We start from the raw sequence: 24,856 nt of genomic DNA on the forward strand, positions 1-24,856 counted from the left end.
GGTCGTCCGGATCAGTAGATCGGGCGGGAGGAGGAGCGCAGCCGCTCCAGCGCCTCGGCGAGGATCTGCGCGCCGTCCTTGTCGCTACGGCGCTCCTTCACGTACGCGAGGTGCGTCTTGTACGGCTCGTTCTTCGGCGGAGCAGGCGGGTTCGACTGGTCCTGCCCGGCCGGCAGTCCGCACCGCGGGCAGTCCCAGAACTCGGGAACGGCCGCGTCGCTGGCGAAGCTCGGGCGCGTCTCGTGCATGTTCGCGCACCAGAACGAGACCCGCACACGGGGGGCGGCCTCGCCGCGTTCGGCCTCTCCCATGGGGCCGGCGCCGACTCGGCTGCCACGGATCGCGTTGCCACTACCCACCGATGAACTCCTTGCTCGATCGCCCCGCGGACGGGGGGAGGTGAATCTCTGTCACGCGTGGCCGGAGGCCGTCCGCTACGGCTTGAGCAGCAGGCCCAGCGCGATGATGCAGACGAACCAGACGATGCCGGTGATGATGGTGAGACGGTCCAGGTTACGCTCCACCACCGACGAACCGCCGAAGGAGGACGTGAACCCGCCTCCGAACAGGTCGGACAGGCCGCCGCCCTTGCCCTTGTGGAGCAGGACGAGCAGCACCATCAGAGCGCTCGACAGGATGAGGGCGATGGAGATTCCGATTGTCACCGTAGACCTGTTCCTATGTCCGGGCGTGCACGACGCGTTGTGCACGATGCCATCGGCGTGACGATTCAATTGTGTTCTTCGAGGGTACGTCCTGATGTCAAGTCGCACCCCCCAAACGGCTCAGCTAGCCGGCGGTCTCGCCGAATCGGCAGATCTTGGCGAATTCTCCCGCGTCGAGGCTGGCCCCTCCCACGAGGGCGCCGTCGATGTCGGCCTCCGCCATGATGCCGGCGACGTTGTCCGACTTCACCGAGCCACCGTAAAGGATACGGACAACAGAGGCCACATCGGCACCGTAAAGCTCGGCGAGTCGCGTCCTGATGGCGCCGCACACCTCCTGGGCGTCCTTCGGCGTGGCGACTTCACCGGTGCCGATCGCCCAGACCGGCTCGTACGCGATCACGATGGACTTCGCCTGCTCGGCGGGCACGCCCTCCAGGGCGCCGTCGAGCTGCGCCAGCGTGTGCTCGACGTGGCGGCCCTCCTGGCGCACCGGCAGCCCCTCGCCCACGCACAGGATGGGCGTCAGCGAGTGCCGGTAGGCGGCCTTGACCTTGGCGTTGCACAGCGCCTCGTCCTCGCAGTGGTACTGCCGCCGCTCCGAGTGCCCCACCAGCACGTACGTGCAGCCGAGCTTGCTCAGCATGGCCCCGGAGATCTCCCCGGTGTAGGCCCCGGAGTCGTGCGCCGACAGGTCCTGGGCGCCGTAGGCGATGCGGAGCTTGTCGGCGTCCACGAGCGTCTGCACGCTGCGCAGGTCGGTGAACGGCGGGATGACCGCGACGTCGGCCTTGTCGTAGTCGCGGTCGGTCAACGTGAACGCCAGCTTCTGCACCAGGTTGATGGCCTCGAGGTGGTTGAGGTTCATCTTCCAGTTGCCGGCGAACAGCGGCTTGCGAGCCATCTACTCCTCCAGCGCCGCGAGTCCGGGCAGCGTCTTGCCTTCGAGATACTCGAGGCTCGCGCCGCCACCGGTGGAAATGTGCGAGAAGCCGTCCTCGGGCAGGCCGAGCCTGCGCACGGCCGCCGCGGAGTCGCCGCCGCCGACCACGGTGAACGCCTTGGAGTTCACCAGCGCCTCGGCCACCGCGCGGGTGCCGCCGGAGAACGCGTCGAACTCGAACACGCCCATCGGGCCGTTCCAGAACACGGTCTGGGCGTCGGCCAGCTTCGAGGCGAACAGCTCCCGGGTGCGGGGGCCGATGTCGAGGCCCTCGCGGTCGGCCGGGATCGCGGTGGCGTCCACGACGTCGTGCGGCGCGTCGGCGCCGAACTCCGTGGCGGCCAGCACGTCCACCGGCAGCACCAGCTCGACCCCACGGGAGGCCGCCTCGTCGAGGAAGCCCTTGACCTGGTCGATCTGGTCTTCCTGCAGCAGCGACTTGCCCACCTCGTGGCCCTGGGCCTTCAGGAACGTGTAGGCCATGCCGCCGCCGATGAGTAGGCGGTCCACCTTGGACAGCAGGTTCGCGATCACGCCGAGCTTGTCGGAGACCTTCGCGCCGCCCAGCACGACGACGTACGGCCTGGCCGGGTCCTCGGTGAGCTTGCGCAGCACCTCGACCTCGGCGAGGACCAGATCGCCCGCCGCGTGCGGCAGCCGCTTGGGCAGGTCGTAGACGCTGGCGTGCTTGCGGTGCACCGCGCCGAAGCCGTCGCCGACGTAGAGCTCGGCGAGGGCGGCCAGCTTGCCGGCGAACTCGCCCCTGACCGCGTCGTCCTTGGACTCCTCGCCCGGCTCGAAGCGCAGGTTCTCCAGGAGGGCGACCTGCCCGTCCTGCAGGCCCGCCACCACGCTCTGCGCGGACTCGCCGACCACGTCGGTGGCGAACGCCACGTCCTCGCCGAGCAGCTCGGCCAGCCGCCGGGAGACCGGGGCGAGCGAGTACTTCGGCGTGACGGAGCCCTTGGGACGGCCGAGGTGGGCGGCGACGACGACCTTCGCGCCGCGCTCGATCAGCTTCTTGATCGTCGGCACCGACGCCCGGATGCGACCGTCGTCGGTGATCGTCTCCCCGTCGAGGGGGACGTTGAGGTCGGCGCGCACGAACACGCGCCGGCCCTTCACGTCGAGCTCGTCGATTCCGATCATCAGAGGGAGGCGCCCACGTACTCGATGAGGTCCACGAGGCGGTTGGAGTAGCCCCACTCGTTGTCGTACCAGCCGACGACCTTCACCTGGTTGCCGATGACCTTGGTGAGGCCGGCGTCGAAGATGCAGGACGACGGGTCGGTGACGATGTCGCTGGAGACGATCTCGTCCTCGGTGTAGCTGAGGTAGCCCTTGAGCGCGCCCTCGGCGGCGGCCTTCAGCGCGGCGTTGACCTCCTCGACGGTGGTCTCGCGGCCGACCTCGACCGTGAGGTCGGTGGCCGAGCCCGTCGGGATCGGCACGCGCAGCGCGTAGCCGTCGAGCTTGCCCTTCAGCTCCGGCAGGACCAGGCCGATGGCCTTGGCGGCGCCGGTGGAGGTCGGGACGATGTTCAGCGCGGCGGCGCGGGCGCGGCGCAGGTCCTTGTGCGGGCCGTCCTGCAGGTTCTGGTCCTGCGTGTAGGCGTGGATGGTGGTCATCAGGCCCTTCTCGATACCGAAGGTGTCGTTGATGACCTTGGCCATCGGGGCCAGGCAGTTGGTGGTGCAGGAGGCGTTGGAGATGATCGTGTGAGCGGCCGGGTCGTACTTCTCGTGGTTCACGCCCATGACGATCGTCACGTCTTCGTTCTTCGCCGGAGCGGAGATGATGACCTTCTTCGCGCCGTTGTCGGCGTGCACCTTGGCCTTGGTGGCGTCGGTGAACAGACCGGTCGACTCGACGACGACGTCCACGCCGAGGTCGCCCCAGGGCAGCTTGGCGGGGTCGCGCTCGGCGAACGCCTTGATCGCCTTGCCGTCAACGGTGATCTCGTCCGCCGAGGCCTTGACCTCGTACGGCAGGCGGCCCAGGATGCTGTCGTACTTCAGCAGGTGGGCCAGCGTGGCGTTGTCGGTGAGGTCGTTGACGGCGACGACCTCGATGTCCTTGCCGCTGGCCGCCACAGCGCGCCAGAAGTTGCGGCCGATACGGCCGAAGCCGTTGACGCCTACGCGGATGCTCACGGATCCGATCTCCTCGTACGTCGTGCGCCGGTGTACCGGCGCCAGGGCTGTGTTAAACCTCAATGACAGACCTTATCGGACCCAAATTGGTGTAGACCACCGGGCCACGCTTTGACGGCGTGTCAGCCCGTACGAGCCGGTGAGCGGGCCCTTCCCGCACGACGGCGACCCTGCCGCACCCCTTCCACCGCCCCGTTCCACCGGCGGGGCCGGGACGGAACCGGGGAGGCGTCGCTACTGCACGAGCATGTCCGCGGTGAGGTTGGCCTCGGTGTTGGCGATGCCGAGATCCTGGGCGCGCTTGTCGGCCATCGCGAGCAGCCGCCGGATGCGCCCGGCGATGGCGTCCTTGGTCAGCGGCGGGTCGGCGATCTGGCCGAGCTCCTCCAGGGACGCCTGCTTGTGCTCGACCCGCAGCCGACCGGCGATCACCAGGTGCTCGGGGGCGTCGTCACCGAGGATCTCCAGCGCCCGCTGCACCCTCGCGCCCGCGGCGACGGCCGCCCTGGCCGACCTGCGCAGGTTGGCGTCGTCGAAGTTGGCCAGGCGGTTGGCGGTGGCCCGCACCTCGCGGCGCATCCGCCGCTCCTCCCAGGCCAGCACGCTGTCGTGGGCGCCGAGCCGGGTCAGCAGCGCGCTGATCGCGTCGCCGTCGCGCACGACCACGCGGTCGACGCCGCGCACCTCGCGGGCCTTGGCGTGGATCTTGAGCCGCCGGGCCGAGCCGACCAGGGCCAGCGCCGCCTCCGGCCCGGGGCAGGTCACCTCCAGCGACATCGACCGGCCGGGCTCGGTCAGCGAGCCGTGCGCGAGGAACGCGCCCCGCCAGGCCGCCTCGGCGTCGCAGGTGGCCCCGGAGACGACCTGCCTGGGCAGCCCGCGCACGGGACGCCCGTGGTTGTCGATCAGGCCGGTCTGCCGGGCCAGCGCCTCGCCGTCCTTGTAGACGCGCACGACGTAGCGCGAGCCCTTGCGCAGCCCCGCGGGGGCCAGGACCAGCACCTCGGCCTTGTGGCCGAAGACCTCGCCGATGTCCTTGATCAGCCTGCGGGCGGTGGCGTTGGTGTCGAGCTCGGCCTCGATCACGATGCGCCCGCCCACCAGGTGCAGCCCGCTGGCGAACCGCAGCAGCGTCGAGACCTCCGCCTTGCGGCAGCAGGGCTTGAGCACCGGAAGGCGGCTCAGCTCGTCTTTCACCACACCCGTCATGGCCATCAGCTCGTGTCCTCCCCCAGACAGACTCTGCCCGTCAGTCTCTCGCACCTGGCGAGCACGCAATCACCGCTTCTCACGGAAAATCTCATCCAGGACAGTGGCAAGACGTGGTCCGTCGTGCCGTGCAGATCCGTCAGAGGCGGCCACATCGGCCAAAACGACCCGGCCGCCCATCGACCAGGCCGCCTTCTCCAGCGCCCTCGGGTCGGCGACCACACCGCCGTCGGCGATCACCGCGTCGACGACCAGTGCGGGGGCGTGCTCCCTGAGCACCTCCAGGTGGCGTTCCGGCGAGAAGCCGTCGGTCTCCCCCGCCTGCGGTGCGAGGTTGAGGATCACCAGCCGCCTGGCGCTCGTCTCGTGCAGCGCCCGGGCGAGTCCGGGCACCTTCAGGTGCGGCAGCACGCTGGTGAACCAGGAGCCCGGCCCGAACACCACCCAGTCGGCGGCCTCGATCGCCTCGACCGCCTGGGGGCAGGCGGGCGGGTCGGACGGCACCAGCGAGATGGAGCGCACCCGCCCGGGCGTCAGCGCGCAGGCGACCTGCCCGCGCACCGTCGTGACCGTCCCGTCCAGCTCGACCTCCGCCTGGATGTCGAGCGGCACGGAGGCCATGGGCAGCACCCGGCCGTGCGCGCCGAGCAGCCGGCCCACCCACTCCAGGCCCACGACGGGGTCCCCCAGCAGCTCCCAGAGCGCGACGATGAGGAGGTTGCCGACGGCGTGGCCGTGCAGTTCGCCCTCGCTTCTGAAACGGTGCTGGACGACTTCGCTCCAGGTCTGGCCCCACTCGTCGTCGCCGCACAGGGCCGCGAGCGCCATCCGCAGGTCACCGGGCGGCAGAACCCCCAGCTCGCGCCTGAGACGCCCACTGGAGCCGCCGTCGTCGGCGACCGTCACCACGGCCGTGAGGTCGTCCGTGACGGTCCTGAGGGCCGACAGGGAGGCGTACAGACCGTGACCGCCGCCGAGCGCGACGACCTTGGGACCGCTCGCGGCGGTGGCGGAGTTCGGGGAAAGCATCGGTCTGCCGGGGGTGGGGGACTTCCGGGGATGATCGGGGACGGAGGGGTCCGCGGGTTCTTCCGGGGCGGGGTCCTTCATCGTCCTCCTCGCCTCGCCACGAGCACCGCTCTGCGGAGCCGTGGCGCTCATGTCGTGCCGATCGGCCCGGCCCCGGCGCCTGCCGGGGCTCGCCGTACGAGGTTCCGCCCGCGGACCCGCCGGCGGACCGGGCGGGGGCCGTCACTCCCGGCCCGTGTCCCGGTGGCTGACCTGGACGTCCATGCCGCGCTCGCGCAGGCGGGCGCCGAGCTGCTCGGCCATCGCGACGCTGCGGTGCTTGCCTCCGGTGCAGCCCACGGCGAGGGTGGCGTAGCCCTTGCCCTCCCGCGTGTATCCGGCGGCCACGACGCCGAAGACCTCCTCGTAGCCGTCGAGGAACTCCTTGGCCCCGGGCTGGCTGAGCACGTAGTCGCGCACGGGGGCGTCGAGCCCGTTCATGGGCCGCAGTTCCGGCACCCAGTGGGGGTTGGGCAGGAACCGGCAGTCCACGACGAGGTCGGCGTCGACCGGCAGGCCGTACTTGTAGCCGAAGGACACCACGTTCACCTTCAGCCCCGGGCGGTCCTCGCCGCCGAAGAACGACACGATCTTCTTGCGGAGCTCGTGGACGTTCAGCAGGGACGTGTCGATGACGAGGTCGGCGTTGGCGCGGACCTCGCGCAGGATGCCGCGCTCGCGGTCGATGCCGTCGACGAGCCGCCCGTCACCCTGGAGGGGGTGGGGACGCCGGACGTTCTCGAACCTGCGGACCAGTTCCTCGTCGCTCGCCTCAAGGAACACCACTCGGACGCCGACGCCGCGCCCGTCGAGTTCCTCGATCGCCGCGTTCAGGTCGGTGGTGAAGGCGAGGCTGCGCACGTCTACCACGGCCGCGACGCGGTCGGTCGCCATTTTCACCCGGCCCGCCTCCTCGGCGAGCGAGGACAGCAGCCCCGGCGGCAGATTGTCGATCACGAACCAGCCGAGGTCCTCCAGAGCCTTCGCGGCGGTGCTGCGCCCCGCCCCCGACATTCCGGTGATCACCACGAATGCCGGCTCAGTCGTGCTCATCGCCCGCTCACCGCCTTGCCGCCCATGTCAGCTCGCCCAAAGTCAGCCCCGTCCACCGTCCGCGCCCACGCGGGACGGCCGACCCGCCCGCCGGGGACGGGGCCGCTCCCCACAGGAGGGACCCTCTGGTGCCGGAGCATGACACCTCTTCACCTGATCGCGCCACCGCCACGCCGGGCGACTCCGACGGCGCCCTCCCTGCCGCCCCTGCCTGCTGCTCTGGCCGGGACGGCACATGCCGAGGTGCTCGCGCGAGCACCTCACGACCCCTGCCCCGCCGGGGACGGGCTCTCACCGCGCAGCGCCGCGACGATGGCCTCGGCGGTCGCGCGGCCGATGCCGGGGACCTCGCGGATCTCCTCCGCGCTCGCCTCCCGCAGCCGCTTCACCGAGCCGAAGTGCCGCAGCAGGGCCTGACGGCGTGCCGGGCCCAGGCCCGGCACGTGGTCGAGCGCGCTCTCCTTGAGCGATTTCGACCTCTTCGTCCGATGGTAGGTGATGGCGAACCTGTGTGCTTCGTCGCGGACGCGCTGTAACAGGTAGAGGCCCTCGCTGCTGCGCGGCAGGATCACCGGCTGGTCGTCGCCGGGCAGCCAGACCTCCTCCAGCCGCTTGGCCAGCCCGCACACCGCGATGTCGTCGATCCCGAGCTCGTCGAGCGCCCGCTGGGCCGCCGCCGCCTGCGCCGGGCCGCCGTCCACCACCACGAGGTTGGGCGGGTAGGCGAACTTGCGGGGACGGCCGGTCTCCGGGTCGATCGGCGTCCCCGCGCCGCCGCGCTCGGCCGCGTCGTACCCGTCCGCGTCGTGCGCCGCCCCGTCGTGCCCTGTCTCGTCGCGCCCTGCCCCGTTGTGCCCTGCCGCGTCCTCCTTCTCCGCGTCCAGCTCGCCCGTCGCCGCCCGCTCCTCCAGGTAGCGCTTGAACCGCCGGCAGATGACCTCGTATATCGAGGCGACGTCGCCTTCCGCGGTCCTGATGGAGAAGCGGCGGTACTCGCTCTTGCGGGCCAGGCCGTCCTCGAAGACCACCATCGAGGCCACGACGTTCTCGCCCTGGATGTGCGACACGTCGTAGCACTCGATCCGCAGCGGCGCCTGGTCGAGGTCGAGGGCGTCCGCGATCTCCTGCAGGGCCCGGCTGCGCGTGGTCAGGTCGCTCGCGCGGCGCAGCTTGTGCTGGGCGAGCGACTCCTTGGCGTTGCGCTCCACGGTCTCCATGAGGCTCTTCTTGTCGCCGCGCTGGGGAACGCGCAGGTCGACGCGGGAGCCCCGCTGCTCGCTCAGCAACTCGATCAGCGCGGCCTCGTCCGGCGGCCGCGCCGGCACGAGGATCTCGCGGGGGATCGTCGCCTCGCCGTACATCTGGAGCAGGAACTGCTCCACCAGCTCGCCGGGGCCGGCCTCCTCGACCTTGTCGACCACCCAGCCGCGCTGCCCGCGGATCCTGCCGCCGCGCACGTAGAAGACCTGGACCGCCGCCTCGAGGGGATCCTCGGCGAGGGCGATCACGTCGCAGTCGGTGTCGTCGCCGAGCACGACCGTCTGCTTCTCGAGGGCCCGTTGCAACGCCTGGATGTCGTCGCGCAGCCGCGCGGCCCGCTCGTACTCCTCCACGGCCGCCGCCTCGCGCATCTCGCGCTCCAGCCGCTTGATGAAGCGGCCGGTGTTGCCGGCCATGAAGTCGCAGAAGTCCTCGGCGAGGGCGCGATGCTCCTCGGGGGTGACCCGGCCGACGCACGGCGCGGAGCACTTGTCGATGTATCCCAGCAGGCAGGGCCGCCCGATCTGGCCCGCCCGCTTGAAGACCCCCGCCGAGCACGTCCGCACGGGGAAGACGCGCAGCAGCAGGTCGACGGTCTCCCTGATGGCCCAGGCGTGCGAGTAGGGGCCGAAGTAGCGGGTGCCCTTCCGTTTGGCCCCGCGCATCACCTGCACGCGGGGGAAGTCCTCCCCCATCGTCACGGCCAGGTACGGGTACGACTTGTCGTCGCGGTACTTGACGTTGAACCGGGGGTCGAACTCCTTGATCCAGGAGTATTCGAGCTGGAGCGCCTCGACCTCGGTGCCGACCACCGTCCAGTCCACGGACGCCGCGGTCGTCAGCATGGTCTGCGTCCGCGGGTGCAGGCCGGCGAAGTCCGCGAAGTACGAGTTGAGCCGCTGCCGCAGGCTCTTCGCCTTGCCCACGTAGATCACCCGGCCGCCCGGGTCGCGGAAGCGATAGACGCCTGGCGACTCGGGAATCGATCCGGGCGCCGGTCGATAAGTTGCCGGATCCGCCACACCCAAAGACTACTGGCCCCCGCCGACATTCCCGTCGCCCTCACGGGCGGTGGACCACGAACCGGCCTTTACGCTGTAGATCAAAGATGTGGCGCCTGCCGAGTCCGGCGAAGACCCGGAAGCCGGAGCCGCCCGCGGGCGCCGCCCGCCATCGCGCCGACTTCCACACGATGACGGGCGGCGGTGTCTCCTTGCGCCCTCAGGCGAGGGAGTGCTCGCCCGCCCGCGGCCACCAGACACCGAGCTGCCCGGACACCGGACCCGGTAGCCCCCCGTCAGGCGAGCGTGATGCTGTCGCCGCTCACCGTGATCTTCTTCTCGGCGAGCGGCTTGGTCGCCGGGCCGTTGGTCACGGAGCCGTCCTTGGCGCTGAACTTGCTGCCGTGGCACGGACAGACGATCTCGTTGTTCGAGACGCTCGCGACTGGGCAGCCCTGGTGGGTGCACTTCGCGCTGAACGCCTTGAACTCGCCGGCCGCCGGCTGCGTGACGACGACGTCCTGGTCCTTGAAGACCTTGCCGCCGCCCTCGGGGATGTCGGAGGTCTTCGCGAGCTCGCCTCCGCCCTGTGCCGCCTGGGACTGGCCGTCCTGGGACCCGCCCTGGTCCGCCGACGCCGTCATCTCCCCGTCGGAGGCGCCGCACGCGCTCAGCGCCACCGCCAGCCCGGCGCCTCCGGCGCCGAAGATCACGGCCCGGCGTGTCGTATCCGTCATGCTCATCCTTCCCTGATGCGGCGGCCCGGGACGTCCACGGCCCCGGGTCCTTCCCCTGTGCGACGCGTCACCCTGTGTGTCCTCAGGTACGGCCATCACCCCGTGGCCGGTTCAGAGTGACGCGGTCGGAAGGAGAACAGTAGGGAGAAATCATGAGACGAATACTCATACGCCCAAGATCTTGCGCAGGAACGCGCCGGTGTGGCTCTCCTCGACCCGGGCGACCTCCTCGGGCGTGCCGGCGGCGATGACCCTGCCACCTCCGGACCCGCCCTCGGGCCCCATGTCGACGATCCAGTCGGCGGTCTTGATGACGTCGAGGTTGTGCTCGATCACGATCACCGTGTTGCCGGCGTCCACGAGCCGGTTGAGCACGCCGAGAAGACGCCTGATGTCCTCGAAGTGCAGGCCGGTGGTGGGCTCGTCCAGCACGTACACGGTGCGGCCGGTCGAGCGCCGCTGCAGCTCGGAGGCGAGCTTCACCCGCTGCGCCTCGCCGCCGGACAGCGTGGTCGCGGGCTGGCCCAGCCGTACGTAACCGAGACCGACGTCGTTGAGGGTCTGCAGGTGACGGCGGATGGCGGGAATCGCCTCGAAGAACTCGAGCGCCTCCTCGATCGGCATGTCGAGGACCTCGGAGATCGTCTTGCCCTTGTAGTGGACCTCCAGCGTCTCCCGGTTGTACCGGGCGCCGTGACAGACCTCACACGGGACGTAGACGTCCGGCAGGAAGTTCATCTCGATCTTGATGGTGCCGTCGCCGGCGCATGCCTCGCAGCGCCCGCCCTTGACGTTGAAGCTGAACCGGCCCTGCAGGTAACCGCGGACCTTCGCCTCGGTCGTGGCCGCGAACAGCTTGCGCACGTGGTCGAAGACACCCGTGTACGTCGCCGGGTTGGACCTCGGCGTACGGCCGATCGGCGACTGGTCGACGTGGACGACCTTGTCCACCAGGTCCGTGCCGACCACCCGGGAGTGCCGTCCCGGCACGGTCTTCGCGCCGTTCAGCTCCTTGGCCAGCGCGGCGTACAGGATGTCGTTGACGAGCGTCGACTTGCCCGACCCCGAGACGCCGGTGACCGCGGTGAAGACGCCGAGCGGGAACTCGACGTCCACCCCCTTCAGGTTGTGCTCACGGGCGCCCTTCACGACGAGCTGCCGCTTCTTGTCCCGCGGACGCCGGATCTCCGGCGCGGTGATCGCCTTGCGGCCCGACAGGTAGGCGCCGGTCAGCGACTCCTCGCTGGCGAGCAGGTCCTGCACGGTGCCGGACACGACGACCTGGCCGCCGTGCTCGCCCGCGCCGGGGCCGATGTCGACCACCCAGTCGGCGGCGGCGATCGTGTCCTCGTCGTGCTCGACCACGATCAGCGTGTTGCCCATGTCGCGCAGCCGGATCAGCGTCTCCAGCAGGCGCTGGTTGTCCCGCTGGTGCAGGCCGATGGACGGCTCGTCCAGCACGTACAGAACGCCGACCAGGCCGGAGCCGATCTGCGTGGCCAGCCGGATCCGCTGCGCCTCGCCGCCCGCCAGCGTGCCGGCGGCGCGGTCGAGCGTGAGGTAGTCGAGGCCGACGTCGAGCAGGAAGCCCAGCCGGGCGTTGATCTCCTTGACCACCCGCTCGGCGATGTGCATGTCCCGCTCGGACAGCCGCAGGCCGGACAGGAACTTGGCGCAGTCGGCGATCGACATGCCCGAGACCTCGGCGATCGAGGCGTCCCCGACGGTCACGGCCAGCGAGACCGGCTTGAGGCGGCGGCCCTTGCAGGCCGGGCAGGGCACCTCGCGCATGAAGCCCTCGAACCGCTCCCTGCTGGCGTCGCTCTCCGACTCGGCGTGCCGGCGCTGGACCCAGGGGATCACGCCCTCGAACTCGGTGTAGTAGGACCGCTGCCTGCCGTACCGGTTGCTGTAGCGGATGTGGACCTGCTCGTCGTGGCCGTGCAGGATCGCCTTCTGCGCCTTCTTCGGCAGCCGCTCCCAGGGGGTGTCGAGGTCGAAGCCCAGCGCGTTGCCCAGCGCCTCGAGCAGCCGCACGAAGTAGTCGCTGGTGTGGCCGTTCGCCCACGGGCTGACCGCACCGTCGCCCAGCGTGCGCTCCGGGTCGGGCACGAGGAGGTCGGGGTCGACCTCCATGCGGGTGCCGAGGCCGGTGCACTCGGGGCAGGCGCCGAAGGGCGAGTTGAACGAGAACGACCGGGGCTCCAGCTCCTCGAACGACAGGTCGTCGTAGGGGCAGTAGAGGTGCTCGGAGTAGAAGCGCTCACGGTTGGGGTCGTCGTCGGGAAGGTCGACGAAGTCGAGCGTGATCGTGCCGCCGGACAGCTGCAGCGCGGTCTCCACCGAGTCGGTGAGCCTGCGCCGCGCGCTCTCCTTCACCGACAGCCGGTCGACGATCACCTCGATGTCGTGCTTCTCGTACTTCTTGAGGGTGGGCGGCTCCTCCAGGCGCACGATCGTGCCGTCCACGCGGGCGCGGGCGTAGCCCTTGGTCTGCAGCTCGCGGAACAGCTCGGCGTACTCGCCCTTGCGACCGCGGATGATCGGGGCGAGGACCTGGAAGCGGGTGCCCTCCTCCAGTTCGAGCACACGGTCGACGATCTGCTGCGGTGTCTGGCGGGCGATCGGGCGTTCGCACTGCGGGCAGTGCGGCTTGCCGATGCGCGCCCAGAGCAGACGCAGGTAGTCGTAGACCTCGGTGATCGTGCCGACGGTCGAACGGGGGTTGCGGCTGGTGGACTTCTGGTCGATGGAGACGGCCGGGGAAAGGCCCTCGATGAAGTCCACGTCGGGCTTGTCCATCTGACCCAGGAACTGCCGGGCGTACGCGGACAGGGACTCCACGTATCGCCGCTGTCCCTCGGCGAAGATCGTGTCGAAGGCCAGGCTGGACTTGCCGGAGCCCGAGAGCCCGGTGAAGACGATCAGAGCGTCTCGCGGGAGGTCGAGCGAGACGTCCTTCAGGTTGTGTTCGCGTGCGCCACGCACGATCAGGCGGTCAGCCACGGTGGTCCCGATAGGTCGATGAGTGAATGGAGGTGCACGGGCAGGCTATCCAGAGCCACCGACAATTTCGGGGGGCATCGTCCGGCGGCCGAAGGGGGCGGCCCCGCGTGCTTCCGTGGGACACGCTCCGTGAACCAGGGTATGAGCTTCGTCAAACCCGCGCCCGGCAACCGCGCGAAACCCCTGCTCATACAACCGCCGGGGGCGCCCTCCTCTTCCCTCGCGGTTACGGGGACGGCGGCCGGGGACTCCAGGGTCCATGATTCTCTCCATGTCCGTTATCGACGAGATCGAGCGGGAACTGGCCGAGGCGACCGAGCGCCTCCTGGCGACCGCCGCCGGCCTCACCGACGAGGATCTCCGCGCGCCGTCCCTGCTGCCCGGGTGGACGAGGGGACACGTGCTCGCGCACGTCGCCCGCAACGCCGACAGCTACGTCAACCTGCTGGCCTGGGCGCGCACGGGGGTGCGCACCCCGCAGTACGCGTCGGCGCGGGCCCGCGAGGCCGGCATCGAGGCGGGCGCCGGTCGCCCGGCCGGTGAACAGCTCGCCGACCTGCGCGACAGCGCGGAGCGGTTCGCCGCGGCGGCCGGGCGGATGCCCGCCGACGCGTGGACGGCGTCGGTCTCGGGGATGAACCCGCCCGACCATCCCGCCTGGTACGTCCCGATCCGCCGGCTCAGGGAGGTCGAGGTGCACCACGCCGATCTCGGGGCAGGCTACGGATGGGCCGACTGGCCCGAGACGTACGTGAGACGAGAGCTGCACGACACGATGCTCTGGCTCGGCGACGAGAGCCCGGTGGGCGAGGTCGTCGCCCTCGACCCGGGCACCGGTGAGGTCCTGAGGACGTGGGCCGGCCTCGGTGACGGCCCGGCCGTGGAGGGCACGCCGCGCGAGCTGCTCGCCTGGCTCTCGGGCAGGACCGACGGCACGGGCCTGCGACTCGCCTCACCGCAGGGGCGTCTCCAGCAGGCCGGGAGGCCGCCGTCCCCGCCTCCCTGGCCGAAGCCGTCCCCGGCGGGACTGCCCGCCGAGCCACCGTCGTCCTGGCCGCCCGCCGGGAACTAGAGAGGAACGACCATGACCTATACCGGAAACGTCACCAAGGGCGGACCCGCCGACGTACGCGAGGTCCCCGGGCTGACGATCTCGAAGATCGAGGTCGGCGACTTCGGCAACAACGCCTACCTGCTCCGGTGCGCCGAGACCGGCGACGGGCTGCTGATCGACGCGGCGGCCGAGCCCGAGCGGCTGCTCGACCTCATCGGCGACATGCCGATCAGCTCGATCGTGACCACCCACCGGCACCCCGACCACTGGGGGGCCCTGGAGGAAGTCGCCCGCGCCACCGGCGCGCAGACCGTCGCCCACCCCCTCGACGCCCCCGAGCTGCCGGTGGAGATCACCCGGGAGGTCGGGCACGGCGACCGGGTGACGGTCGGCGTGGTGACGCTGGACGTCATCCACCTGCGCGGCCACACCCCCGGCTCGATCGCGCTGCTCTACCAGGACCGCCACCTGTTCACCGGTGACTCCCTGTTCCCCGGGGGCGTCGGCAACACCCAGAAGGACCCGGCGCGGTTCGAGCAGCTGTTCACGGACGTGGTGGAACGGATCTTCGACCGTCTTTCCGACGAGACGTGGGTCTACCCGGGCCACGGCAGGGACACCACGCTCGGCGCCGAGCGGCCGCACCTGCCCGAGTGGAAGGCCCGCGGCTGGTGACATGACACGCCCGGACGGCCGGCGTCCCGCAGCGGACCGCCGGCCTCGTCCCGGCGCCCCCGGTTCGATCCGCCCGGGGGCCGCGTGATTCGGGGGGCTCCTGCGGGGCAGCGGCTACCGCACGAACCGTCGGAGGAGCCCCGGATGATCCCCCTCGTGACCCCCCTCGCGAGCACGGCCGCGTGGAGCGGCCACGACACCCGCCTCATCATCGCCGCCCTGGCCGGCATCGCGGCCATCGTGCTGCTGATCACGAAGCTGCGGACCCACCCGTTCCTCGCCCTGGCGCTCGGCTCGGGCGTGCTCGGCCTGGTGGCCGGCATGGCCCCCGAGAAGCTGATCGACAGCTTCTCCACCGGGCTCGGCTCGACCGTGGCCGGCGTCGGCGTGCTCATCGCCCTCGGGGCCATGCTGGGCAAGCTGCTGGCCGACTCGGGCGGTGCCGAGGAGATCGTGGACGGCATCCTGCGCCGCAGCGGCGACCGGGCCCTGCCGTGGGCGATGACGCTCATCGCGGTGCTCATCGGACTGCCGATGTTCTTCGAGATCGGGCTGGTCCTGCTGATCCCCGTCATCCTGCTGGTGGCCCGGCGCAGTGGCCGTCCGCTGCTGCTGATCGCGGTCCCCGCCCTGGCGGGCCTGTCCGTCCTGCACGGCCTGGTGCCCCCGCATCCCGGGCCGCTGGTCGCGATCGACACGCTCAAGGCGGACCTCGGGCTCACGCTCGGGCTGGGCCTGCTGGTGGCGATCCCGACCGTGATCGTCTCCGGCCCGCTGTTCGCCAGGTTCGCCGCCCGGTGGGTGCGGCCGGCGCCGCCCGAGAGCCTCGAACGCGAGCAGACCCGGGATTCCGAGAACGCGGTGCCCGGGGACGCGGACCGCCCCAGGCCGGGGTTCGGCGTCACGGTGGCCACGATCCTGCTGCCGGTCGTGCTGATGCTGGGCCGGGCCGTCGTGGAGGTCGTCCTGCCCGAGGGCCACACCGTGCGCACCGTGTTCGAGGTCCTCGGCACTCCCCTGATCGCCCTGCTGATCGGCGTGATCGTCGCGATGTTCACGCTGGGCCGCGCCGCGGGCTTCGGCCGGGCCCGGATCTCCTCGGCGATCGCCGACTCGCTGCCGCCGATCGCCGGGATCCTGCTCATCGTGGGCGCGGGCGGAGGATTCAAGCAGACCCTGGTCGACTCGGGCGTCGGGAAGGTCATCGGCGAGGCCGCGCAGGGCGCGAACGTGCCCGTGCTCGTGCTCGGCTGGCTGATCGCCGTCGGGATCCGGCTGGCCACCGGTTCCGCCACGGTCGCCACGATCTCCGCCGCCGGGATCGCCGCGCCGCTGGCGGCCGGGCTCTCCCCCGCACACCTCGCCCTGCTCGTGCTCGCCATCGGCGCCGGGTCGCTGTTCTTCTCCCACGTGAACGACGCCGGGTTCTGGCTGGTCAAGGAGTACCTCGGGATGTCCGTCGGCGAGACGATCAGGAGCTGGTCGGTCATGGAGGCGATCATCTCGGTGGTGTCGTTCTGCTGCGTGCTCCTGCTCGGGCTGGTGGTCTGAGGACCGCGGAACGGCGTCCGTATAGTGGTCGGCGCACATCGTCCTTCCCCTGGAGCCCGGGCACCTCATGGAGATCACTGGAATCGAACTGCGCCGGATCGCGATGCCGCTCGTCGCGCCGTTCCGGACGTCGTTCGGCACCGAGACCAGCCGCGACGTCCTGCTGGTGCGGGTGGTGACGCCGCAGGCCGAGGGCTGGGGCGAGTGCGTGGCGATGTCCGAGCCGCTGTACTCCTCCGAGTACGTGGACGCGGCGGCCGACGTGCTGCGGCGCTTCCTGATCCCCGCGCTGCCCCGCGAGCCGGACCCGCAGGCCGTCGGTCCCGCCCTCGCGCCGTTCAAGGGCCACCGGATGGCCAAGGCGGCGCTGGAGGCCGCCGTGCTCGACGCGTCGCTCCGGATCACCGGCGAGTCCTTCGCCCGCTACCTCGGCGCCACCCGCGACCGCGTCCCCTGCGGCGTCTCGGTCGGGATCATGGGCTCGGTGGCCGAACTGCTCGACACGGTCGGCGCATACGTCGAGGAAGGGTACGTACGGGTCAAGCTGAAGATCGGGCCGGGGTGGGACGTGACGCCGGTCCGCGCGGTCCGCGAGCGGTTCGGGGAGGACCTGCTGCTCCAGGTGGACGCCAACGCGGCCTACACGCTCGCGGACGCCCGCCATCTGGCCCGGCTGGACGACTTCGACCTCCTGCTGATCGAGCAGCCGCTGGCCGACGACGACCTCGTGCAGCACGCCCGGCTCGCCCGGTCGATCCGCACGCCGATCTGCCTGGACGAGTCGATCGAGTCGGCCGCCCACGCGGCGGCGGCCATCAGCCTCGGCGCGTGCTCGGTGATCAACATCAAGCCGGGGCGGGTGGGCGGTTACCTGGAGGCCCGGCGCATCCACGACCTGTGCCGCGCCCACGGCGTCGCGGTGTGGTGCGGCGGAATGCTGGAGACCGGGATCGGCCGGGCGGCAAACGTCGCGCTGGCCGCGCTTCCCGGCTTCACGCTCCCCGGCGACACCTCCGCCTCCCGGCGCTACTTCCACACCGACGTGACCCCGCCGTTCGAGCTGGACGGCGGGCACCTCGACGTGCCGGACGGCCCGGGGCTGGGCGTGACCCCCGTCCCGGACGTCCTGGACGAGGTCACCACCGCGACGGAGTGGATCCGGCTGTGACGGCCCGAACCGGTCAGGCGCCGCCGAGAGCGGGGTGCGACCCGTCAGGCGTCGCCGAGGGCAGGGTACGACCCGTCAGGCGTCGCCGAGGGCAGGGTACGACCCGTCAGGCGTCGCCGAGGGCGGGGTGCGGCCGGGGCTCGCCGGTGGTGAAGACCTTCACGATGCGGTCGGCCGCGAGAGCGGGCTCCTCCGCGCTCTCCACCACGTCGCCCCAGGACCAGCGGTAGAACCAGCCGTCGGACATCGCGACGCAGTCCACGGTCTCGGTGAACAGCGCGGCGTCCGGGTCGCGGACCTTCAGCGAGGGCGGGTCGGGGCGCAGGGACGCCTCCAGCCCCCGCAGCTCAAGCTCCCGGGCCAGTTTGCCGAGGAAGTACGTCCGGGTGTGCTCACGAGGCATGGCGACCAGGGCTCCATTGGACTAGGCGTTATCTCCACGTGATTGGCCCGGGCCCAAGGTGGCGGGCCCCAGCCGACCGGGGCCCTGTCCGTGCGACGACGTCAGCCCGCGTTCTCCGAGCGTCGTTCCCTGCGCTGCTGCTGTTTGAACATGAGAACGCGAAGCGGAATCGCGGACACGATCGCGATCTGCATGGTGGCGCCCACCTTGATGAGCTGGTCGCCGCCCGTGAGACCGGCCGCCCAGATCGTCAGGCAGGCCACGTTGATCAGCATCCAGGCCAGCACGACGGCGGCCAGATTGCCCTTCGGCTTGGGGTACTCGATCCGGCTGACCATGAGCCAGGCCACGGCGAAGATGGCGGCGAGCGTGACGTAGTTCGGCTGGAAGAGCAGCACGATCGACACCACGGTCATCGCGCCCATCGGGATCGGCAGGCCCATGAAGTCGCCGCTCTTGGTCTTCACGCAGGCGAAGCGGGCCAGCCGTACGACGCCGGCGAGCAGGACGGACGCGGCCGCGCACAGCACCAGCCACAGCGGGAGCTTGCCGGAGAAGCCGGCCCAGATCATCACCATGAAGGCGGGGGCGAAGCCGAAGCTGATCACGTCGGCGAGGTTGTCCAGCTCGGCGCCCATCGCGGACGCGCGGAACTTCCTGGCCACCAGGCCGTCGAACAGGTCGCAGGTCGCGCCGATGAGCAGCAGCACCACGGCCGTGCCGAAGAAGCGCGGGTCGGGGACGAACTTGACGCCTGCCTGCAGGTTGCTGATCGCCGACCAGGCGAGCACGCAGACGGCGAGGAAGCCGCTGAGGGCGTTGCCGAGCGAGAGGGAGTCGGCGGCCGACAGGCGGAAGGCCTTGCCGACGGGCCCGCGCGGCTCCTCATCAACCTCCTCCACCGGCCAGGCGGCTTCGGCGCCGAGGTCAGATGTGGTCAAGGCGTGTCACCCCCGCGACGGTCCGGGTGCCGACGGTGACCGCCGGCCTGATGCCCTCGGGCAGGTAGACGTCCACCCGGGAGCCGAAACGGATCAGCCCGACCCGCTCGCCCTGGGCGACCTTCGCGCCCGCGAACAGGTAGGGCACGATGCGGCGCGCGACGGCGCCGGCGATCTGCACCATCTCGATGTCCCCGAGCGCGGTGTCGAAATGCCACACGACACGCTCGTTCTTGTCGCTGTCCTTGTTGAACGCGGGCACGAAGCCGCCGGGCACGTGCTCGACCGCGGTGACCGTCCCGGCCGCGGGCGCGCGGTTGACGTGCACGTTCAGCGGGCTCATGAAGATCGCGACCCGGGTGCGGCCGTCCGGCCACGGGTCGATGCTCTGCACGACGCCGTCGGCGGGCGAGATGAGCCTGCCCTGGCCGGGCGTCCGCTCGGGGTCGCGGAAGAACCACAGCATCCCGCCGGTGAGGGCGGCGAGCGGCGCCGCGGCCAGCGCCCAACGGGGCGACCTACGGGTGAGAACGGCGGTGACGGCCGCCGCCGCGGCGGTCGGAGCCAGCCACGGGGACACCCCGCGTGCGAGCCTGACTCGGCCCCGGGCACTTCCCGCGAGCCCGGATTCAGGGCCGCGGGGCAACGATTCGTTGGACACAGATGACCTTTGTACTCTTCTGGCGACTATGAAGCGGCATGCGAGCTAACGATCGATATTACCGATCCGGCAGTCAATGCGTGGCACAACGAGAACAAGCAAACAGGGTGAGTGCCCGTTTCGCTAGCCCTGCGGGGCTTCCGCCTGAGACGCCTCCGTCTGGGAGGCTTCCGCCGGAGTAGTGGTCCTCTCGTCGCGACGAGCCTTGATGAGACTGGCGACGGTGGTCACGGCCATGGTCACACCGATGACCGCCAGCGACACCCAGATGGGGATCTGAGGGGCCCAGGGGACCTCGTTCTCGTGAAGTGCTTCGAGAATCAGCTTAACCCCGATGAAACCGAGGATGAACGCCAATCCGTAGCTGATGTAGACCAGCCGCTGCAGCAGTCCGCCCAGCAGGAAGTAGAGCTGACGCAGCCCCATCAGCGCGAACGCGTTCGCGGAGAACACGATGAAGGCCGCCTTCGTGAGGCCGAAGATGGCCGGAATCGAATCGAGGGCGAACAGCAGATCCGTGGTGCCGATGGCGATCATCACGATCAGCATGGGCGTCACCATGCGCTTGCCGTCCACCCGCACGGTCACCCGGGAGCCGACGTAGTCGGGAGTGGTCGGGAAGACCCGCCGGGCCCAGCGCAGGAGGATGTTCTCGTTGAACTCCTCGTCCTCCTTGTTGTGGTCCCTGACCAGCGTGTACGCCGTGTAGATGAGGAAGGCCCCGAACGCGTACAGCAGCCAGCCGAAGCGGCTCAGCGCGGCGGCGCCGATGGCGATGAAGATCCCGCGCATGACGAGCGCGAGGACGATCCCGACCAGCAGGACCTTGTGCTGGTAGATCCGGGGCACCCCGAAGCGGGTCATGATGATGTAGAAGATGAACAGGTTGTCGACGCTGAGGCTGTATTCCGTCAGATAGCCCGCGAAGAACTCGCCACCTGTCCCGGGACCGGCCCAGACCGTTAACCCGATGCCGAACAACACGGCCAGGCAGACGTAGAAACCCACCCAGATGCCTGCCTGCCGCATGGAGAACTCGCGTGGTTCACCACGATCGACGATCAACAGGTCGATGGCGACCACGACGACGAGACCCACGATGACCAGGGCCCACAACCACAGGGGCGCATGTACCACGATTACCTCCGGCGCGCGCTGAACACACTGCCGGAGGTCTCTCCCGCCCGTACGCGCACGGCGGACCGACGGCCCCGGGTGCTGACACCGTGATGACGGGACCGCCGCGAAGGGATACTCCCCCCCAACCCGTCCAGTATATGGATCAGGCTTAGCCTCACCTAATCCTTGCCGGAACGTCGGCGCTCGTCGGCGAGAACAGGCGACGGCTCACCAGGTCGACGGTCTTGTGTCACCGGCGCGAGAGGATGGTCGCACCCTCTCGCCACCCGGGTCGCCACTACGACGCCAGGCCGTACGCCGCGAGCACCGCCCGCAGCGCCGCGTCCTCGTCGGGCAGCTCGCGGCCCCGGCGTGCGGACGCCTGCGCCAGGCGGGCGGCCAGGGCGGGATCGCCGAGCAGACGGCCGATCTCCCGGCTCAGCGCGCCGGGGTCCTGCGGCGGCACCAGCAGGGCCGCCTCGCCCACCATCGCGGGCAGGCCGCCCACCCGGGTCGCGATGATCGGCCTGCCCGCCCGCAGCGCCTCCTGGACGCTCAGCGGCTGTCCTTCCCATCTGCTGGGCACGATCACCGCCGTCGCGACCTGGAGCAGGTCGGCCGGCTCGGCCCAGCCGTACAGGACCACGGGCAGTTCCTCGGCGTCGACGCGGGCCTGAAGCTCCTCGCGCAGCGGCCCGTCGCCCGCGATCACGAAGACCGGATCCCCCTTGTACGGCCCGGCCGCCGCGTCGAGCAGCGTCTCCAGGCCCTTCTGCTGGGCCAGCCGGGCGACCGTGAGCAGGATCGGCCGCTCCTGCGCGGCCTGCGGCGCGTGCTCAGCGCCGGACAGCCGGGTGGCGATCTCGGCCCGCACGTCCTCAGCCGGGCGGGCTGGTTCGGCGAGCGGCGGCGCGGGCACCACCGCGAGGTCCACCCCCCGGGCGCCCCTGGCCCGCATGCGCTCCGCGACGTCCGGCGAGATCGCCAGAACGCGGTCCGCACGCCGGGCGACGATCCGTTCCAGCAGCCGGTAGACCGCGCCGACAGCGCCGCCCGCCGTGACCGCGTTGTGCAGGGTGACCACGAGGCGCGGCCACCCCCGCGATCCCGTGAGAGCGAGCGCGGCCAGCGCGCCGGCCCGCAGGCCGTGGGCGTGGACGACGTCCGTGCCACGGGCGACCCCGCGCAGGCGCAGGGCGGTCCGCAGGTCGTGCGCGGGGTGCGGCCGGTCGGCGATTTCGACCTCGGCGAAGCCCGCTCCGGTGCCGGTGAAGGAGAAAGCCTCCTCGGTGCTGCCGGGACCCGCGACCAGCACGCGGTGTCCCCGCGTGACGAGCCCGCCGGCGAGCATCCGTACGTGCCGGGCCACGCCCCCCACGCTCGATCCCAGGACGAGCACGACGCGACTCATGCCCTCTCCTCACCTCCGGCTTGGAGCGGCCTGCTGATCCGCTTGCTCATACCGCCTCCTCGGCCGACGGGTCCGCCGGGCTGGCGCCTCTCCCGCGTCTCACTCCGGACAGGGCGGCGGTCAGGTCTCCCCGGTCCACGAGCGCGGCGACGAGGACCCCCGCGGCCACGGCCGTCAGACCGGCCACGGCGGCCGTCAGGAGGCCGCCCCACGGGCCCTCGCCCGGCAGAGGGAGCCGCGCGGCCGCCGCGCCCGCGAGGAAGCCCGCACCCCCGCCCAGCAGGGCGGCCAGACCGGCCCGCGAGACGCCGTGGGCGGCCCGCACGCCTCGCGCCCGCACGACCGAGACCAGCAGCAGCCCGGCCCCCACCGTCATGCCGGCCGCCTGGCCGAGCGCGAGCCCGCCCAGGCCCCAGCCGTCCGGCAGCACGAGGACGAACGCCACCTGGGCCACCGCCACGACCAGCCACCCGGCGACCTGTCCCCGGGCCGCCGCCCTGCCCTGTCCGGCGGCGTACAGCACCCGGCTGAGGTGGGCCACCAGGCCATACCCGACAAGTCCTGGCGCGAACAGCGCGATCCCCCGGGCGAACTCCGCCGCGGCGACCGCGGTGTCGGCCCGGGCGAGGAAGACATGCGCGACCGGCACCGCGACCGCGGCGAGCGCGCCGGCCGCCAGGCCGCAGACCAGCACGACCGCGCGCGTCGTCCGCGCCGCCAGCGCCGCGAAGCCCTCGCCGTCGTCCTCGGCCTGCGCCCGCGCGGCGAGCGCGGGGAACGCGCTGGTCGCGATCGGCACCGCGAGCACGGCGTACGGCACCTGGTAGATAGCCCACGCGTAGTTGTAGGCGGGCAGCGCGCCCCCGCCGACGCGGTTGGCGATGGGGATCAGGATCGCGGCGGCGGCCTGCTGGGCGACCAGCGCGCTCAGCCCGGCCAGGGCGAGCCGCCGCACCTGTACGGCGACGCCCTCGGGAAAGCGGAGCGTGGGCCGCCACCGCAGGCCGAGCCGCCACGTCGGCCCGACCACGGTGACGACCAGAGCCAGCACGCCGAGCGTCGTGCCCGCCGACAGCGCGATCTCGGCCGGTCCCGGCACCGTGGCGGGGTCCTTGTGGCCGCCGCTGAGCGGCCCGAAGGCCAGGTAGGCGACGATGACCACCACGCTCGACACCAGCGGCGCCAGCGCCGGCCCCGAGAACCGGCGATGGGCCTGCAGCACGCCGTAGAGCACCACGGCCATGCCGTACAACGGGATCTGCGGCGCGAACACGACCAGCATGCGCGCGGCCACGGCGGCGACCTGGCCGACGTCGCATCCCTTCACCTCGGAGCCGACGAGCAGCCGCGCCACCGGAGCCGCGACCAGCGCGGTCAGTGCCGCGAGCGGCACCAGCAGCACGACCACCCAGGTCAGCAGCGCGGAGGCGATCCGGCCGACCTCCGCACGCGCCCCGCCGTCGGCTCTGGCGGCGGCGCCGGCGAGCACCGGGACGACCATCCCGGCGAGCGCGCCGCCCACCACGACCTCGAAGACGATGTTCGGCACGTTGTTGGCGGTGTAGTAGGCGGTCGCCAGGCAGTTCGTGCCGACCGTGCGCGCGAACGCCAGTTGCTTGGCGAAGCCGGTCACCCGCGCCAGGACCGTGATGACCCCGATGAGGACCGCCGCCCCCGCGATCCCCGCCCCGAGCCGTCTAACCATGCCGCTCAACCATGCCGCTCAACCATGGCCGTCTATCCATGCCGGTGCCGTACGCCTCCGCGGACGGCCCTGGTCGTCCAGGTCACCCGCGCGACCCCGACGTGCCAGGGGCGGTCTGCGGAGCGCGGCGGCCGAGCATGTCCAGGCGGTTGAGCACCCGGTTGCCGGCGATGACCTTGGTGAAGCTGACCTTCTCCGAGGCGGCGGTGAGAGCGGCGACGACACCGAGCGCGGCGATCCGGCCGGGCCTGCCCAGCCGGGCCGTGGCCGCCAGGCCGAGCAGCGCGCCGAGCGCGTTCGCCCCGGCGTCGCCGAGCATCGCCTGCTCGCCCAGGTCCTCGGGCAGCAGCGCCGCCGCGGCGCCCAGCGGGACGGCGGCCAGCGCGGCGGCCCGGCGGGAGCGCGGGCCGTACGGCGCGGCGATCGAGGCGGCCAGCAGGGGAACCCCTGCCAGCAGCCCCACCTTGATCGCGCGGCCGGGCCGCAGGTCGAACAGGTTGGCCAGGTTGGCGCTGCCGGCGATCAGCGCGCCGTCGACGAGCGTGTCGAAGGACCGCGCCACCGCGCCCCCGTCCCGGGCGTCACAGGGGGCGAGCGCCGCCGCGGCGAGCCCGGTCGCGCCGATGCCGAGGATCTTGACCGCTCCGCTGGTCACCTCACCGCGCGCGAGCGCGGCCAGGTGGCCCTTGAATCCCTTGGACGAGGTCGTGCCGAACAGGTCGTCGTACGCGCCGAGGACGCCGCTGCCCGCGCCGGCGAGCACGGCGGCCGCGCGGGCCCGTACGGGGAGCCCGGGGGCGAGGGCGGAGGCGGCGACGGCGCCGGCGGCGAACGCGGGGCCCTCCAGCAGCGTGACCGGCTCACCCCGGTGGTTGACCCGGGTCCAGTACTCGTCGGCGGTCTTCTCGTCGCCGATCGGCGGGCGGCGCCGGAACGCGGCGAAGGCGGCGCGCGCGGCGGCCGCGCCGAGCGCGGCGCCGACGGCGGCCCCGAGCGCCGCGGCGGCGCGGGTGCCGGCCTGGGGACGTCTGGCCACGGCTGTTGCCCTTCTCTGTGTATTCGTCAGGCGTGGT

General features: G+C 71.5%; 22 protein-coding genes. 4 read left to right on the top strand and 18 right to left on the bottom strand.

Annotated elements, in window-relative coordinates; all coding sequences use genetic code 11:
* Positions 1-11 precede the first annotated feature (11 nt).
* The 11 genes from FLW16_RS08995 to uvrA all read right to left on the bottom strand — a co-directional run bounded on the left by FLW16_RS08995 (position 12) and on the right by uvrA (position 13,095).
* Complete coding sequence (locus FLW16_RS08995) at positions 12-359, bottom strand: RNA polymerase-binding protein RbpA (RefSeq protein ID WP_079319880.1); 348 nt, start codon at positions 357-359, stop codon at positions 12-14.
* Positions 360-434: 75 nt separating this feature from the next.
* A complete protein-coding gene (gene secG / locus FLW16_RS09000) occupies positions 435-665 on the bottom strand; it encodes a preprotein translocase subunit SecG (RefSeq protein ID WP_142559501.1) in 231 nt (76 codons plus the stop codon).
* 124 nt (positions 666-789) lie between these two features.
* Positions 790-1,569 carry a triose-phosphate isomerase gene (gene tpiA, locus FLW16_RS09005; protein WP_142559502.1) on the bottom strand — a complete coding sequence of 260 codons (780 nt, stop codon included), beginning with the start codon at positions 1,567-1,569 and terminating at the stop codon, positions 790-792.
* Positions 1,570-2,757: a phosphoglycerate kinase gene (locus FLW16_RS09010; RefSeq protein ID WP_142559503.1), complete on the bottom strand. Its 1,188-nt coding sequence runs from the start codon at positions 2,755-2,757 to the stop codon at positions 1,570-1,572.
* Complete coding sequence (gene gap, locus FLW16_RS09015) at positions 2,757-3,761, bottom strand: type I glyceraldehyde-3-phosphate dehydrogenase (RefSeq protein WP_142559504.1); 1,005 nt, start codon at positions 3,759-3,761, stop codon at positions 2,757-2,759. The genes FLW16_RS09010 and gap overlap by 1 nt, the downstream gene beginning before the upstream one ends.
* Before the next feature lie 234 nt (positions 3,762-3,995).
* Entirely contained in the window at positions 3,996-4,976 is a 981-nt protein-coding gene (gene whiA, locus FLW16_RS09020; protein WP_139573156.1) for a DNA-binding protein WhiA, read from the bottom strand.
* 63 nt (positions 4,977-5,039) lie between these two features.
* Entirely contained in the window at positions 5,040-5,999 is a 960-nt protein-coding gene (yvcK, locus tag FLW16_RS09025; protein WP_142559567.1) for a uridine diphosphate-N-acetylglucosamine-binding protein YvcK, read from the bottom strand.
* A 222-nt stretch (positions 6,000-6,221) separates the two neighbouring features.
* Positions 6,222-7,091: an RNase adapter RapZ gene (gene rapZ, locus FLW16_RS09030; protein WP_142559505.1), complete on the bottom strand. Its 870-nt coding sequence runs from the start codon at positions 7,089-7,091 to the stop codon at positions 6,222-6,224.
* A 260-nt stretch (positions 7,092-7,351) separates the two neighbouring features.
* Complete coding sequence (uvrC, locus tag FLW16_RS09035; RefSeq protein WP_142559506.1) at positions 7,352-9,373, bottom strand: excinuclease ABC subunit UvrC; 2,022 nt, start codon at positions 9,371-9,373, stop codon at positions 7,352-7,354.
* Between the two features lie 275 nt (positions 9,374-9,648).
* Positions 9,649-10,089, bottom strand: coding sequence for a Rieske (2Fe-2S) protein (locus tag FLW16_RS09040; RefSeq protein ID WP_142559507.1), 441 nt, complete (start codon positions 10,087-10,089; stop codon positions 9,649-9,651).
* A gap of 165 nt (positions 10,090-10,254) precedes the next feature.
* Entirely contained in the window at positions 10,255-13,095 is a 2,841-nt protein-coding gene (uvrA, locus tag FLW16_RS09045; protein WP_142559508.1) for an excinuclease ABC subunit UvrA, read from the bottom strand.
* Positions 13,096-13,366: 271 nt separating this feature from the next.
* Between uvrA and FLW16_RS09050 the strand changes: the two genes are divergently transcribed.
* The 4 genes from FLW16_RS09050 (at position 13,367) to menC (ending at position 17,543) form a co-directional block, all read left to right on the top strand.
* Positions 13,367-14,167, top strand: a complete 801-nt coding sequence (locus tag FLW16_RS09050; protein ID WP_142559509.1) for a maleylpyruvate isomerase family mycothiol-dependent enzyme — start codon at positions 13,367-13,369, stop codon at positions 14,165-14,167.
* Between the two features lie 12 nt (positions 14,168-14,179).
* Positions 14,180-14,824 (top strand): MBL fold metallo-hydrolase, encoded by a 645-nt coding sequence (locus FLW16_RS09055; protein WP_142559510.1) that lies wholly within the window; start codon positions 14,180-14,182, stop codon positions 14,822-14,824.
* A 144-nt stretch (positions 14,825-14,968) separates the two neighbouring features.
* Complete coding sequence (locus FLW16_RS09060; RefSeq protein ID WP_142559511.1) at positions 14,969-16,375, top strand: gluconate:H+ symporter; 1,407 nt, start codon at positions 14,969-14,971, stop codon at positions 16,373-16,375.
* 67 nt (positions 16,376-16,442) lie between these two features.
* Positions 16,443-17,543 carry an o-succinylbenzoate synthase gene (gene menC, locus FLW16_RS09065; RefSeq protein WP_142559512.1) on the top strand — a complete coding sequence of 367 codons (1,101 nt, stop codon included), beginning with the start codon at positions 16,443-16,445 and terminating at the stop codon, positions 17,541-17,543.
* Positions 17,544-17,649: 106 nt separating this feature from the next.
* Here the strand turns inward: menC and FLW16_RS09070 are convergent, their stop codons facing one another.
* From FLW16_RS09070 to FLW16_RS09100, 7 genes are all read right to left on the bottom strand, one after another.
* The gene (locus FLW16_RS09070; protein ID WP_030507339.1) at positions 17,650-17,946 is read right to left on the bottom strand and encodes a hypothetical protein; all 297 of its coding nucleotides are present in this window, start codon (positions 17,944-17,946) and stop codon (positions 17,650-17,652) included.
* A 101-nt stretch (positions 17,947-18,047) separates the two neighbouring features.
* Positions 18,048-18,887: a CDP-diacylglycerol--serine O-phosphatidyltransferase gene (pssA, locus tag FLW16_RS09075; RefSeq protein WP_142559513.1), complete on the bottom strand. Its 840-nt coding sequence runs from the start codon at positions 18,885-18,887 to the stop codon at positions 18,048-18,050.
* Complete coding sequence (locus tag FLW16_RS09080) at positions 18,874-19,533, bottom strand: phosphatidylserine decarboxylase (RefSeq protein WP_142559568.1); 660 nt, start codon at positions 19,531-19,533, stop codon at positions 18,874-18,876. Before FLW16_RS09080 ends, pssA begins: the two co-directional genes overlap by 14 nt.
* A 138-nt stretch (positions 19,534-19,671) precedes the next feature.
* Complete coding sequence (locus FLW16_RS09085) at positions 19,672-20,685, bottom strand: TerC family protein (protein ID WP_185949328.1); 1,014 nt, start codon at positions 20,683-20,685, stop codon at positions 19,672-19,674.
* Positions 20,686-20,965: 280 nt separating this feature from the next.
* Positions 20,966-22,078, bottom strand: coding sequence for a glycosyltransferase family 4 protein (locus FLW16_RS09090; protein ID WP_142559514.1), 1,113 nt, complete (start codon positions 22,076-22,078; stop codon positions 20,966-20,968).
* Positions 22,079-22,124: 46 nt separating this feature from the next.
* Positions 22,125-23,783, bottom strand: coding sequence for a murein biosynthesis integral membrane protein MurJ (murJ, locus tag FLW16_RS09095; protein ID WP_142559515.1), 1,659 nt, complete (start codon positions 23,781-23,783; stop codon positions 22,125-22,127).
* A gap of 82 nt (positions 23,784-23,865) precedes the next feature.
* Entirely contained in the window at positions 23,866-24,819 is a 954-nt protein-coding gene (locus FLW16_RS09100) for a hypothetical protein (RefSeq protein ID WP_142559516.1), read from the bottom strand.
* Positions 24,820-24,856 lie beyond the last annotated feature (37 nt).

It is taken from the genome of Microbispora sp. KK1-11 (genome assembly GCF_006874435.1).
In the GTDB taxonomy this organism is placed as follows: domain Bacteria; phylum Actinomycetota; class Actinomycetes; order Streptosporangiales; family Streptosporangiaceae; genus Microbispora; species Microbispora catharanthi.